Origin of the sequence: Arthrobacter ginsengisoli (assembly GCF_031456935.1) — a bacterium.
In the GTDB taxonomy this organism is placed as follows: domain Bacteria; phylum Actinomycetota; class Actinomycetes; order Actinomycetales; family Micrococcaceae; genus Arthrobacter; species Arthrobacter ginsengisoli.
Map to the genome: position 1 here is coordinate 15,890 of NZ_JAVDVQ010000017.1, position 13,339 is coordinate 29,228.

General features: G+C 68.2%; 10 protein-coding genes. 5 read left to right on the forward strand and 5 right to left on the reverse strand.

Features of this window, described 5'->3' with window-relative positions; genetic code table 11:
* The first annotated feature begins 187 nt into the window (after positions 1-187).
* The gene (locus tag J2X01_RS16475) at positions 188-784 is read left to right on the forward strand and encodes a MerR family transcriptional regulator (protein WP_310059780.1); all 597 of its coding nucleotides are present in this window, start codon (positions 188-190) and stop codon (positions 782-784) included.
* 81 nt (positions 785-865) lie between these two features.
* On the opposite strand, the gene J2X01_RS16480 is transcribed toward J2X01_RS16475, so the two are convergent.
* A complete protein-coding gene (locus tag J2X01_RS16480) occupies positions 866-1,717 on the reverse strand; it encodes a ParA family protein (RefSeq protein ID WP_310059782.1) in 852 nt (283 codons plus the stop codon).
* Between the two features lie 317 nt (positions 1,718-2,034).
* On the opposite strand from J2X01_RS16480, the gene J2X01_RS16485 reads away from it, so the two are divergent.
* Positions 2,035-5,430, forward strand: a complete 3,396-nt coding sequence (locus tag J2X01_RS16485; RefSeq protein ID WP_310059785.1) for a pyruvate carboxylase — start codon at positions 2,035-2,037, stop codon at positions 5,428-5,430.
* A gap of 156 nt (positions 5,431-5,586) precedes the next feature.
* Here J2X01_RS16485 and J2X01_RS16490 read toward each other — a convergent pair whose 3' ends face one another.
* Entirely contained in the window at positions 5,587-7,407 is a 1,821-nt protein-coding gene (locus J2X01_RS16490) for an AMP-dependent synthetase/ligase (RefSeq protein ID WP_310059788.1), read from the reverse strand.
* A gap of 193 nt (positions 7,408-7,600) precedes the next feature.
* On the opposite strand from J2X01_RS16490, the gene J2X01_RS16495 reads away from it, so the two are divergent.
* Positions 7,601-8,692 (forward strand): ROK family glucokinase, encoded by a 1,092-nt coding sequence (locus J2X01_RS16495; RefSeq protein ID WP_310059791.1) that lies wholly within the window; start codon positions 7,601-7,603, stop codon positions 8,690-8,692.
* On the opposite strand, the gene J2X01_RS16500 is transcribed toward J2X01_RS16495, so the two are convergent.
* From J2X01_RS16500 to J2X01_RS16510, 3 genes are read right to left on the reverse strand one after another with little or no spacing between them, the layout of a single operon-like run.
* Positions 8,689-9,339 (reverse strand): flagellar biosynthesis protein FlhF, encoded by a 651-nt coding sequence (locus J2X01_RS16500; RefSeq protein ID WP_310059793.1) that lies wholly within the window; start codon positions 9,337-9,339, stop codon positions 8,689-8,691. The two genes, J2X01_RS16495 and J2X01_RS16500, sit on opposite strands and share 4 nt — an antisense overlap.
* Positions 9,332-10,132, reverse strand: coding sequence for an alpha/beta hydrolase (locus J2X01_RS16505; protein ID WP_310059796.1), 801 nt, complete (start codon positions 10,130-10,132; stop codon positions 9,332-9,334). Before J2X01_RS16505 ends, J2X01_RS16500 begins: the two co-directional genes overlap by 8 nt.
* A complete protein-coding gene (locus tag J2X01_RS16510) occupies positions 10,129-10,953 on the reverse strand; it encodes an alpha/beta hydrolase (RefSeq protein ID WP_310059799.1) in 825 nt (274 codons plus the stop codon). Before J2X01_RS16510 ends, J2X01_RS16505 begins: the two co-directional genes overlap by 4 nt.
* A 111-nt stretch (positions 10,954-11,064) precedes the next feature.
* Here J2X01_RS16510 and J2X01_RS16515 point away from each other — a divergent pair, with 111 nt between their 5' ends.
* On the forward strand, positions 11,065-11,808 hold the full coding sequence (locus J2X01_RS16515; protein ID WP_310059802.1) for a lysophospholipid acyltransferase family protein: 744 nt from the start codon (positions 11,065-11,067) through the stop codon (positions 11,806-11,808).
* Between the two features lie 79 nt (positions 11,809-11,887).
* On the forward strand, positions 11,888-13,321 hold the full coding sequence (locus J2X01_RS16520; protein ID WP_374724989.1) for a class II 3-deoxy-7-phosphoheptulonate synthase: 1,434 nt from the start codon (positions 11,888-11,890) through the stop codon (positions 13,319-13,321).
* Positions 13,322-13,339: the final 18 nt, after the last annotated feature.

Here is a 13,339-nt window from a genome sequence, read left to right on the forward strand (position 1 = left end):
GGGCCCCGGCAGGCCTAACGTCAGAAGTACAAGTTCCCATTGCACGCAACAGCCGCACAGGTCACACTGGAAGGTGCGGCCCCGGCAGAATTACACGGATGAATTTTATCCAGCTGTGTTTTGTTTAGCTAGTGCCACCTGGTTGCAGCTGCATCTTCCGCAGGGAGCCAAGACAAGGAGGATCCACGTGAGTCCGAAAGGCGAAGCGGGCGAGCTCAAACAGCCCTCGACGGCTGGTATCGCCGTGCCCGCCAGCGGTGCCCAGGGCCTGCTGTTCACCGAGGATCTTCCTGTCCTGGATGAGGACGCGGGCTACCGCGGTCCCACCGCCTGCAAGGCCGCCGGCATCACCTACCGCCAGCTGGACTACTGGGCACGCACCGGTCTGGTCGAACCCGCAGTCCGCGGCGCCGCCGGTTCCGGCTCCCAGCGGCTCTACGGTTTCCGCGACATTCTTGTCCTCAAGGTCGTCAAGCGCCTCCTCGATACCGGCGTTTCGCTGCAGCAGATCCGCTCCGCCGTGGAGCACCTCCGGGAGCGCGGGGTCGAGGATCTCGCCCAGATCACCCTCATGAGCGACGGCGCCAGTGTGTACGAGTGCACTTCGGCCGACGAAGTGATCGACCTCGTCCAGGGTGGGCAGGGCGTTTTCGGCATCGCCGTCGGCCGCGTCTGGCGGGAAGTGGAAGGCAGCCTCGCGGCCCTTCCCAGCGAACACGCCAGTGACCAGTCGTTCCCCGGCGACGAACTCAGCAAACGCCGCGCCGCCCGCAAGATCAGCTAGCGCAGCAGCCTTCGATTCCATCAACGGCAAAGGCCGCCATCTGTACATGATGGCGGCCTTATTCCATGAGCGGAGATCTGCCTACCGGCGGACGCGGTCCCGGACCCGGGCAGCAGCTGGCCGGCCGTCCGCGGCCGTCAGGTTTGCCAGCAGGGCGTCGAACAGGGCGGCGGCGTTCTTTGCCGAATCCCCGGGCCAGTGATGGATGGAGTGGGCGGCGCCCTGGATCTGCTGCCAGTTGGCCTGCTCCGGGATGTGCGGGGACAGCAGCAGCCCGCCGAACATGGACTCCATCTCGGCGAGCCGGAAGGTGTGCTCGGCGGAGCCGCTGCGCACCCGGTTGGCGACGATGCCCGCGGGGGAGAGGTTCGGGGCGAATTCCTGCCGGAACAGCTGGATGGCCCGCAGGGTGCGTTCCGTGCCCGCGACCGAGAACAGGCCGGGTTCGGCGACGAGGACAACCTTGTCGCTGGCCGACCAGGCCATCCTGGTAAGCCCGTTCAGCGAAGGCGGGCAATCCACGAGGACCAGCTCGTACTTCTCCGCACCGGCCAGCAGGGCGGAGAGCCGGCGCAGGTCCCGGCGGCCCAGATCCGGGCGGTCATAGATGCCGGTGTACGCCGAGCCGACCGCCACATCCAGGACGGATGAAGCCGGGCCGGCGGGAGCGCCGCCATGGGCGGATGCGCGTTCCACCCAGCCACTGGTGACCACGTTTTCGGACAGGCGGGCACGCCGGGGAGCCTTGAGCATCCGGCCGATGTCCTGTTGGTCCCCGGACCGGGCCCCGAGGGCCGTACTCGCATCCGCGTGGGGATCAAGGTCGACGACGAGCGTGGGGATGCCGGCGGCCAATGCCGCGGATGCCAATCCGGTGGTCACCGATGTCTTGCCGACACCGCCTTTAAGGCTGCTGATGCTGACTACTTGCACTTGAAAAACCAATACCTAACGCCGGTTGCCGGGACGGGGTCCTGCCGGCCCCTGCGTTCTCCGGAACCGGGGCGTGCATGCGCCACCCACCACCTCATCATATGTTGCCGCCCCGACGAAACCTGTCTCATCGGGTGCCGGGGCGGGCAGATCATGGATATGCTTCTGCCGGGACCGGGACCGGAACCGGCCTGTGCCTAATCCGGCGCACGTGACGCGCGTCGCTGTGACGGTCACCACAATGATTTGTGTTTGCCCGGCCACGTCTTAGACACTGTGACCAATTACCGATACACCCGCGATGATGCAGGAGAAGCATGTTTTCGAAGATTCTGGTGGCCAATCGCGGCGAAATCGCGATCCGTGCCTTCCGCGCCGGCTATGAACTCGGCGCCAAAACCGTAGCCGTCTTCCCCAACGAGGACCGCAACTCGATCCACCGCCAGAAGGCCGACGAGGCGTACTTGATCGGCGACGAGGGCCACCCCGTCCGGGCCTACCTCGACGTCGACGAGGTGGTGCGTGTGGCCAGGGAGTCCGGGGCGGACGCCATCTATCCCGGGTACGGCTTCCTCTCCGAGAACCCGCGCCTGGCCCGGGCCGCCGCGGCGGCCGGCATCACCTTCGTGGGTCCGCCGGCCGAAGTCCTGGAACTGGCGGGCAACAAGGTCGCAGCCCTTGAGGCGGCCCGCAAGGCCGGCGTTCCGGTGCTGAAATCCAGCCAGCCCTCGAAAGACGTCGACGAGCTTATCGCAGCCGCCGACGTGATCGGCTTCCCGATCTTCGCCAAGGCCGTCGCCGGCGGCGGCGGGCGCGGCATGCGCCGGGTGGACACCCGCGAAGCCCTGCCCGAAGCGCTGCAGGCCGCAATGCGCGAAGCCGACGCAGCCTTCGGCGACCCGACCATGTTCCTGGAGCAGGCCGTGCTGCGGCCCCGCCACATCGAGGTGCAGATCCTGGCCGACGCGGAGGGCAACGTGATGCACCTCTTCGAGCGTGACTGCTCCATCCAGCGCCGCCACCAGAAGGTCATTGAGATCGCCCCGGCACCAAACCTGGACGAAGGCATCCGGCAGGCGCTGTACCGCGACGCCGTGAAGTTCGCCAAGGCGCTGAACTACGTCAACGCCGGCACCGTGGAATTCCTCGTCGACACCGTCGGGGAGCGGGCCGGCCAGCACGTGTTCATCGAAATGAACCCGCGCATCCAGGTTGAGCACACCGTCACCGAGGAAGTCACCGACGTCGACCTGGTGCAGGCGCAGCTGCGCATCGCCGCCGGCGAGACCCTCGCGGACCTGGGCCTCTCGCAGGAGACGGTCCAGCTCAAGGGTGCCGCCCTGCAGTGCCGCATCACCACGGAGGACCCGGCCAACGGGTTCCGGCCCGACGTCGGGAAGATCACCGGCTACCGTTCGGCCGGCGGCGCCGGCGTCCGGCTCGACGGCGGCACCGTCTATTCCGGCGCGGAGATCAGCCCGCACTTCGACTCGATGCTGGTCAAGCTGACCTGCCGCGGCCGCGACTATCCTGCCGCGGTGGCCCGGGCACGCCGTGCCCTCGCCGAGTTCCGCATCCGCGGCGTCTCCACCAACATCTCCTTCCTGCAGGCGGTCCTGGACGACGCCGACTTCATCGCCGGCAATGTGGCGACCTCCTTCATCGACGAACGCCCCGAACTGCTCAAGGCCCGGGTCTCCGCCGACCGCGGCACCAAGCTGCTGACCTGGCTCGCCGAAGTCACCGTGAACAAGCCGAACGGCGAACTCACGGTCCACAGCGATCCCGCTGCCAAGCTCCCCGAGCTGGACGACGCCGCCGCCCGTCCAGGCTCCCGCCAGCGGCTGCAGGAACTGGGCCCGGAAGGCTTCGCGAAGGCCCTCCGCGCGCAGGACGCCGTCGCCGTCACCGACACCACCTTCCGCGACGCCCACCAGTCCCTGCTCGCCACCAGGGTCCGCACCCGCGACCTCGTGGCAGCCGGCCCGGCAGTCTCCAAGCTCCTCCCGGAGCTGCTCTCCGTGGAGGCCTGGGGCGGAGCCACCTACGACGTGGCGCTGCGCTTCCTCGGCGAAGATCCCTGGAACCGGCTCTCCGCGCTGCGCAAGGCCCTGCCGAACGTCTGCCTGCAGATGCTGCTTCGCGGGCGCAACACGGTTGGCTACACGCCGTACCCGGAAGAAGTGACGGTCGCGTTCGTCAACGAGGCCGCAGCCACCGGCATTGACATCTTCCGCATCTTCGACGCGCTCAACGACGTCAACCAGATGGCGCCGGCGATCCGCGCCGTCCGCAAGACCGGCACCGCCGTCGCGGAGGTCGCGCTCTGCTACACGGCCGACATGCTGGACCCGGACGAGACGCTGTACACCCTGGACTACTACCTGGAGCTGGCGCAGAAGATCGTTGACGCCGGAGCGCACATCCTGGCGATCAAGGACATGGCGGGTCTGCTGCGACCCGCCGCCGCCGCCCGCCTGGTCACGGCACTGCGCGAACGCTTCGACCTCCCGGTCCACCTGCACACGCACGACACCGCAGGCGGACAGCTGGCCACCCTGCTGGCGGCCGTCGACGCCGGAGTCGACGCCGTTGACGTGGCCTCGGCCTCGCTGGCCGGGACCACCAGCCAGCCGTCCGCCTCCGCCCTGGTCGCCGCGCTGGCCCACACACCGCGGGACACCGGGCTCAGCCTGGCCAACGTGTGCGCCCTCGAACCCTACTGGGAAGCCGTGCGCCGCGTCTACGCACCGTTCGAATCGGGCCTCCCGGGTCCCACCGGACGGGTCTACCAGCACGAGATCCCGGGAGGACAGCTCTCCAACCTGCGCCAGCAGGCGATGGCGCTGGGCCTCGGGGAGCGGTTCGAGGCCATCGAGGACATGTACACCGCGGCCGACCGCATCCTCGGCCGGCTCGTGAAAGTCACCCCGTCCTCCAAGGTCGTCGGCGACCTGGCCCTGCACCTTGTGGGCCTCAACGCCGATCCCGCGGACTTCAACGAGAACCCGCAGAAATACGACATCCCGGATTCGGTGATCGGCTTCCTGTCCGGTGAACTGGGCGACCCTCCCGGCGGCTGGCCGGAACCGTTCCGCACCAAGGCCCTGCAGGGCCGCACCGTGAAGGTCCGCGACGTCGAGCTCAGCGCAGAGGACAGCGCCGCACTCAAGTCCGATTCCAGGACCGTGCAGCAGACCCTCAACCGGCTCCTCTTCGCGGGCCCGACGAAGGACTACCAGAAGAGCGTGGAGACCTACGGCAACCTCTCGGTGCTGGACACCCGCGACTACCTGTTCGGGCTGCAGCGCGGCGCCGAGCACGAGATCGAACTGGAGAAGGGCGTCCGGCTGATCGCCTCGCTCGAGGCGGTCTCCGAACCGGACGAGAAGGGCATGCGGACCGTGATGTGCACGCTCAACGGGCAGTCCCGCCCGGTGATGGTCCGTGACCGTTCCGTGGTCAGCAATGTCAAGGCCGCCGAGCGCGCCGACGCAGCCCAGCCCGGCCAGGTGGCGGCACCGTTCGCCGGCGCGGTCACGCTGACCGTCAAGGCCGGCGATTCGGTCAAGGCCGGCGACACCGTCGCCACGATCGAAGCGATGAAGATGGAGGCATCCATCACGACGCCGGTGCGCGGCACCGTCTCGCGCCTGGCCGTCGGCGCGATCGAGCAGGTCCAGGGCGGGGACCTGCTGCTGGTCGTCGAATAGCCGCCACGCACCACGCCGCCGCGAGACAAGCAACGAGGGTCCTTCCGGCCGAGAGGCTGGAAGGACCCTCCTCCTTCTTAAAAGCAACGCGGGGTCAGGTAACGCCCATCCGAAGCCTGGCGCTATCTGACCCCGCGTTGCGGTTGGCGGCGCCGCCTAGACCTGGGTGGGACGCGGAGCGCCGTACATCTCCTCGATGACGTTCTCGAAGTCCTTCATCACCTGGGCGCGCTTGACCTTCATCGACGGTGTCAGGTGCCCCGAGGCCTCCGTGAAGTCGGCGGGCACGATCCGGAAGGCCTTGATTGCCTCCGCCTGGGACACCGACTGGTTGGCGCCGTTGATGAGTTCCTGCACGGCGGCCTTGACCACCGCGTTGTCGGTGGCTTCTGCGATGGTGGTTGACGCGGGCAGTCCGTGGCGGTGCAGCCAGCCGGGCAGGGCCTCCTCGTCGAGGGTGACCAGCGCGCCGATAAAGGGCCGGTTGTCACCCACCACCAGGACCTGTGAGACCAGCGCGTCCGCGCGGATCTGGTCCTCCAGCAGGGCGGGCACGACGTTCTTGCCGCTGGCCGTGACGATGATTTCCTTCTTGCGCCCGGTGATGGTCAGGAAGCCCTGGTCGTCGAGTTGGCCGATGTCGCCGGTGCGGAACCAGCCATCGACAAAGGACTCGCCGGAGAGGTCCTCGCGCTTGTAGTAGCCGCGCATGACACACACGCCCTTGGCGAGGATCTCGCCGTCGTCGGCGATCCTTACCGCATTGCCGGGAATCGGGGCGCCGACGGTGCCGATCCTGATCAGCTCCGGGGTGTTCACGGTGACCGGGGCCGTCGTCTCGGTCAGCCCGTAACCCTCCAGGATCTGCATGCCGATGCCCTGGAAGAAGTGTCCCAGCCGTTCGCCCAGCGGGCCGCCGCCGGACACGGCGTGGGCCACCTCGCCGCCCATGGCGGCGCGGAGCTTGCTGTAGACCAGCTTGTCGAAGACGGCGTGCTTCAGTTTGAGGCCGAGGCCGATCCTGCCGGCCTGGCGGGCGCGGGAAAATTCGATGGCGGTGTCGGCAGCGCGGTGGAAGATGGCGCCCTTGCCGCCGTCCTCGGCTTTGGTGAGCGCCGAGTTGTAGACCTTCTCGAAGACCCTCGGCACGGCCAGGATGAAGGTCGGCTTGTAGCTCTGCAGGTCCGGCAGGAGGTTCTTGATGTCGGGCGTGTGTGCCACCGTGACGCCGGCTGCGACCGCAAGCACCGAGATGAAGCGCGCAAACACGTGGGCGAGCGGCAGGAACATGATGGTGCGGGACTGCTCGTGGACGACCTTGTTCAGCGAGGTGGCCAGCGTGTTTTCGGAGAGGCTAACGAAGTTTCCGTGGGTCAGCTCGCAGCCCTTGGGCCGGCCGGTGGTGCCGGAGGTATAGATGATCGTGGCGACGTCGTCGAGGGACGCCAGGCTGCGCCGTGCCTCAAGCTCCTCGTTGCTGACCGTCGCCCCGGCGGCGCGGACCTCGTCGAGGCCCTTTCCTTCGAGCTGCCAGACGTGGGCCAGGTCGGTGAGGCCTTCGGAGGTAGCGGCCTGCCGGATGATGTTCTCGTGATGGGCGGACTCGCCGAAAGCGGCGACCGCGCCGGAATCGCCCAGGTTCCAGGCAACCTGCGAGGGCGAGGAAGTCTCATAGATCGGCACCGAGACAGCGCCGGCGAACCAGATGGCGAAGTCAACGAGGGCCCATTCATACCGGGTGCGGGACATGATGCCCACCCGGTCGCCGGCGGCGACGCCGCTGGCGATCAGGCCTTTGGCGAGCAGTGAGACATCGGCCAGGAAGTCGGCGGCCCGAATGTCCTGCCACGCTCCGGCCGCGTCACGGCGCGAGAACAACGCCGGATTGGACGCCTTCGCCGCCTGACGCAGGACCAGGTCCGTGATGTTCATTTCCGGGGGGACGTTGACCAGGGGCGGGACACTGATTTCTCGCACGTTAGCTCCTTTGATATCCATGGACCCGCGACGGGTACGACTAACACTAGTATGCAGACCGCGGCATGTGTGTTCCACGACACCTACCCGTGAGTAACCTTACGCTTTGCTAACGCCGCAGCAGCCGGGTGACCCGGTAATGCGGGGCGATGCGGCCCGTTCCCTGGCGTTCGGGAGAATAGGATAGGGCATCATGCAGACACCTCCACCAGGACAGCATCTGGGCCTGTCCCGCGGGACGGCCGCCTGGCGGCGCAGGGCGCAGGCCGGCGCGGCCGGCGGACCGGCCAGGCATGGCCTGCGGGAGCACCTGCGGCTGGGCCGCAAAGGATTGGCCATCGGCGTGGACATCGGCGGCACCAAGGTGGCGGCCGGGGTGGTCGACGCGGAGGGACGGATCCTCGCCCAGGCCAGGCGCTCCACTCCGGGCAATGACCCCCGTGCGGTCGAACAGGTGATCGTGGACCTGGTCAAGGAATTGGCGGAGGGCCACCGGATCTGGTCGGTGGGGATTGGTGCGGCCGGCTGGATGGACCTCGACGGCGGCACGGTGCTGTTCAGCCCGCATTTGGCCTGGCGCAACGAACCCCTCCGGGACAACCTGCAGCGGCTGCTCCGGCGGCCTGTGCTCTTGACTAACGACGCCGACGCGGCCGGCTGGGCCGAGTGGCGTTTCGGCGCCGGGCAGGGCCAGAGCCGACTGGTCTGCATCACCCTCGGAACCGGAATCGGCGGTGCCATGGTGATGGACGGCCGCCTCGAACGCGGGCGCTTCGGCGTGGCGGGGGAGTTCGGCCACCAGATCATCATGCCCGGCGGCCACCGCTGCGAGTGCGGAAACCGGGGCTGTTGGGAGCAGTACGCTTCCGGCAACGCCCTGGGCCGGGAAGCCCGGGAACTTGCCAACGCCAACTCCCCGGTGGCCCAGGAACTGCTCAACGCGGTCGACGGCCATGTGGAGCGCATCACGGGGGTGATTGTCACCGAGCTGGCCAAGGCCGGGGACCCGACCTCGCGGGAGTTGCTCGAGGACGTTGGGGAGTGGCTCGGACTGGGCCTCGCGAACCTTGCCGCCGCGCTGGACCCGGGCAAATTCGTGATCGGCGGTGGACTCTGCGACGCCGGCGAACTGCTGGCCGGCCCGGCCCGGAGGGCCTTCGCGCGGAACCTGACCGGCCGCGGCTTCCGGCCCGCGGCCGACATCGAACTCGCGGCGCTCGGTCCGAATGCCGGCCTGATCGGTGCTGCGGACCTGTCCCGGGTCAGCAGCCGCATGCACAGTTAGATGCGTGCGCCGTCGTCGTGCTCGTCCTTTTCGCCCGGCAGCTTCATGATCAGGAATACCAGCGACGCGGCGAAGGCCGCCACCATTCCGAGGATGGCCAGCAACGGCGCCGAGCGCCAGAACATCGCGGACATCAGCAGGGCGACGGGCCCGCCCACTGCGCCGAGCCAGGCCAGCACCGTCAGGGGGTCGGTCCCGGCGAGGCTGGGTGGTTCCTCCGGCACGAACTCGCCCGGCGCCAACGGGTCGTCATCCGCCGCCGCATGGTCCCGCGGCCCCGGCGCGGACTCCGGGCCGTCCGGGGCGGCCCCGGCAGCCTCGCTCCGGGCCTGCCGTTCCTCGGCGGAGAGTTCAACCGGCGCCCCGCCGGAAAGCCCCAGCGGGTCGAAGTCGCTGAAGGGCCGGGGCGCTGCGGCCCGGGCGACGTCCGAGGCGTCCGAGGCGTCCGCGGCAGGTTCGTCCGTCCCGGGCTGTGACTCCGTCCCGACCGTGGAATCCGTGTCACCCGTGGCTTCTAGGACCTCGGCGGTCCCGGGGCTGGCGGGCTGGTCCCGTCCTTCCAGCCGGGCGACCAGATCCAGCCAGACGGCGTCGTCCTGGTTGGCGCTGGAATCCGGGTCCGGGGAGTTGGAGTCCGGTCTAGTCATCTGCCGTGTCCTTTTGGCTCGCGTGCGGGTCCGGGGTGCTTCCCGCGACCAGCGACCGGATGAAATCGGCCGAGCCGCGGAAGATTGTAGGCGCGTCGTTGTCCATCGTAGCCACGTGGTAGCTGTTTTCCAGCCGGATCACCTCCAGCGGGGCGTGGGTCAGGCCGCGGCGCAGGGCCACCATGCTCGAGTCGGAGACCACATGGTCCACCGCGGAACGGTATACCCGCACCGGGGCCGTGATCCGGGGGAGCAGCCGTACGGTGTCCTTGAACATCTTGTTGAGCTCGTGGGCCGCGGCGACCGGTGTCCGGGGGTAGGCCCCCTCGTCGATGCCCTCTTTGAGAATGTCGTTGGCGATTGCCGGGGTGCTCTTGACCACGAATTTCAGGATGCCCGCCAGCGGTGCCCGGGGATCGTCAATGACCAGGCCCGGGTTCACCAGCACGGCCCCGGCCACCGGACGCGTGGCGGCAATCCGCAGCGCCAGCGCCCCGCCCATCGACAGCCCGGCCACAACGACCTGCTCACAGTCCCCGGCAAGTTCAAGGTAGGCGGCGTCCAACGCCGCGTGCCAGTCCCGCCAGTGGATCCTGGCCAATTCCTGCCAGCTGGTACCGTGCCCGGGCAGCAGCGGCGCCCGCACCGCGAAGCCGGCATCGGCCAGCGACCCGGCCCAGTCCCTGACGCCGTGCGGGCTGCCAGTGAAACCGTGCGAGATTACAACGCCGGTGCGGGAACCGGTTCCGGTGAACGGGCTGCTGAACGGGGTGTGGTCCAGGGGAATGGTCATGGGGTCTCCGGGGCGGTGGTGGCGGGTTGGTCTGGTGGCGCCGCGGGCAGGACCGCGGCGGCTGAGTGCTGCAGGAAGAACTGAACGGACTTATCGAAGATCAGCCGGGCGTCGACGTCGAGAGTGGCCACATGCCCGCTGTTGGGCAAACTGACCACCGCAAGTTCCCGCGAACCCAGTCGCTCCCGCAGCAGTTCGAGCGAGGAGGGCGGAACCACAATGTCGGTCTCGGACTTGAACACGAGCGCCGGGGCGGCGACCCTGGGCAGCTCGCGCAGCGTCGCCTTGAAGAGCCGGCTCAGCTGGTGGACGGCTTCCAGCGGGGTGCGGGAGTAGTCGCCGTCCTCGGTGGCGGCCGCCGTCGGGTTCTGTTCCGGGACCGGAATAGTCGTGCGCCGGATGTGCTTCAGCAGTCCGATGTAGCGCACCCGGCGGTCGTAGAAACTCAGTCCCGGGTTGACGACGGCGACGCCGGTGACGTCGTGGCGCGCCGCGGCGCGCAAGGCGATGGTCCCGCCCATGGAGAGTCCTGCCACGTAGCAGTGCCGGGTTCCGGCGGCGAGCTCCAAGTAAGCGGTCTCGAACGCCCCGTACCAGTCCTGCCAGGCGTGGCGCGCCAGGTCGCGCCAGTCGGTGCCGTGTCCCGGCAGCATCGGGACGGACACCGCGAAGCCCTGCCGGGCCAGATGCTCGGCCCAGGGGACGACGCTCAGGGGGCTGCCGGTGAAGCCGTGGCAGATCGCCACGCCGATGCCGGCGTTGGCGCCGTGGCCGGGATAACGGAACGCTGCGGGCTCCGCGGGTATGCTGCTTCCGGTCATGAGCCCATCGTGTCACTGTTCCGGACGAAACTCACTAGAGTAGGGTGTCATTGAAGTGCTGGCCGGGTCCGCTGCGGGGCCGGCCGGACGCCTTCGGGAGAGGTTCACCACGTGTTTTATTGGTTCATGAAGACGTTCGTTCTCGGACCGGTCCTGAAGACACTGTTCAGGCCCTGGGTCAAGGGCCTGGACAACGTTCCCGCCCAGGGCGCCGCCATTCTGGCCTCCAACCACCTCTCTTTCTCCGACTCCATCTTTATGCCGCTGATGGTGCCCCGGCCGGTCGTGTTCCTCGCCAAATCCGAGTACTTCACCGGCAAGGGGATCAAGGGCAGGCTGACAGCCACCTTCTTCCGGCTCACCAACCAGCTTCCGATGGACCGCTCCGGCGGGGCCGCGTCCGCCCGCTCGCTCGATGCCGGCATGGACGTGCTGAAGAACGGTTCGCTCCTGGGCATTTACCCCGAGGGCACCCGCAGCCCGGACTCCCGGCTGTACCGCGGCAAGGTGGGCGTGGCGCGGCTGGCCCTGCAGGCCCGGGTGCCCGTGATCCCGGTCGCGATGATCGGCACGGACAAGGTCCAGCCGATTGGCAAGCGGATGCCCAACATCCGGCGCATCGGGATGATCTTCGGTGAGCCGCTGGACTTCAGCCGCTACTACGGCATGGAGGACGACCGGTTGATCCAGCGGTCAGTGACCGACGAGATAATGTACGAACTGATGCGCCTCTCCGGCCAGGAATACGTCGACGAGTACGCCGCCGTCGTTAAGCTCCGGCTGGCCGGGAAAGCCACCGGGGTGCCGGAGGATGGCCCCGCCGGCGCCGGTCCGGCGGCACCCGGGAGTGTGTGAGCGGACCGTGTGACGGAACCGGCGCAGTCAATGACGGTCCGGGTCCGACGATCTCCGCCGGGGCAACTATCCTTAGAGTGTGACTGAGCTATCTGCGGCTACGGCCTTCCCCCTGAACAGTTCCCTGAGTGGCTCGCCCGTGGCGGGTTCCGCACTGACCAGCACCGCCCAAAGCGGTGCCGCCAACTATCCCGGCCTGGACCAATGGCGGGACCTTCCGGCCTCGCAACAGCCGAGCTGGTCGGATAAGGCCGTCTTCGAAGCCTCCATCAAGGAACTGTCCGTACTCCCGCCGCTCGTCTTCGCCGGCGAGGTGGACATCCTTCGCGAACGTCTCGCAGCCGCGGCGCAGGGCAAGGCGTTCCTGCTCCAGGGCGGCGACTGCGCCGAGACGTTCGAAGCGGCCACGGCGGACAAGATCAGCGCCCGCGTCCGCACCATCCTGCAGATGGCAGTCGTCCTCACCTACGGCGCCGCCATGCCGGTCATCAAGATGGGCCGGATGGCCGGGCAGTTCGCCAAGCCGCGCTCCTCCAATGATGAGACCCGCGAAGGCGTCACGCTGCCGGCCTACCGCGGCGACATCGTCAACGGCTACGACTTCACGCCGGAATCCCGCGCGCACGACGCCAGCCGGATGCTCAAGGCATACCACACGTCAGCGTCCACGCTGAACCTGATCCGCGCCTTCACGCAGGGTGGCTTCGCGGACCTGCGGCTCGTGCACCAGTGGAACAAGGGCTTCACCGAGAACCCGGCCCATGCACGCTACGAATCGCTGGCACGGGACATCGACCGCGCCATCAAGTTCATGGCTTCCTGCGGGGCCGACTTCGAGGCGCTCAAGCGTGTTGAGTTCTACGCCAGCCACGAAGCGCTGCTGCTCGACTACGAGCGTGCCCTCACCCGCATCGACTCCCGTACGGGCTTCCCGTACGACACCTCCGCGCACTTCCTCTGGATCGGTGAGCGCACGCGCGAACTGGACCACGCGCACGTCGACTTCCTCTCCCGGGTCCGCAACCCGATTGGTGTGAAGCTCGGGCCAGGCACCAGCGGCGACGACGCGCTGCGCCTGATCGACAGGCTGGACCCGGACCGCGAACCCGGCCGCCTGACCTTCATCACCCGGATGGGCGCCGGCAACATCCGCGAGAAGCTGCCCCCGATCGTGGAGCGGGTGACCGCGTCCGGCGCCCAGGTCCTCTGGGTCACCGACCCGATGCACGGCAATACGGTGACCTCGCCGAACGGCTACAAGACCCGGAACTTCGACGACGTCATTGACGAGGTGCGTGGCTTCTTCGAGGTCCACCACGGGCTCGGCACGGTCCCGGGCGGCCTGCACGTCGAGATGACCGGCGACGACGTGGCCGAGTGCCTCGGCGGGGCGGATCCGGTGGACCAGGAGTCTTTCCTGGACCGCTACGAATCGGTCTGCGATCCGCGCCTGAACCACATGCAGTCCCTCGAGATGGCGTTCCTGGTGGCCGGCGCGCTGTCCAAGCACTAAAGAGCGGCTCCAGGCTTC

Coding starts and splice junctions, on each gene's coding strand:
- J2X01_RS16505 (WP_310059796.1), bottom strand. CDS start 10,132: ATGACCATTCCCCTGGACCACACCCCGTTCAGCAGCCCGTTCACCGGA.
- J2X01_RS16495 (WP_310059791.1), top strand. CDS start 7,601: ATGCAGACACCTCCACCAGGACAGCATCTGGGCCTGTCCCGCGGGACG.
- J2X01_RS16510 (WP_310059799.1), bottom strand. CDS start 10,953: ATGACCGGAAGCAGCATACCCGCGGAGCCCGCAGCGTTCCGTTATCCC.
- J2X01_RS16485 (WP_310059785.1), top strand. CDS start 2,035: ATGTTTTCGAAGATTCTGGTGGCCAATCGCGGCGAAATCGCGATCCGT.
- J2X01_RS16500 (WP_310059793.1), bottom strand. CDS start 9,339: ATGACTAGACCGGACTCCAACTCCCCGGACCCGGATTCCAGCGCCAAC.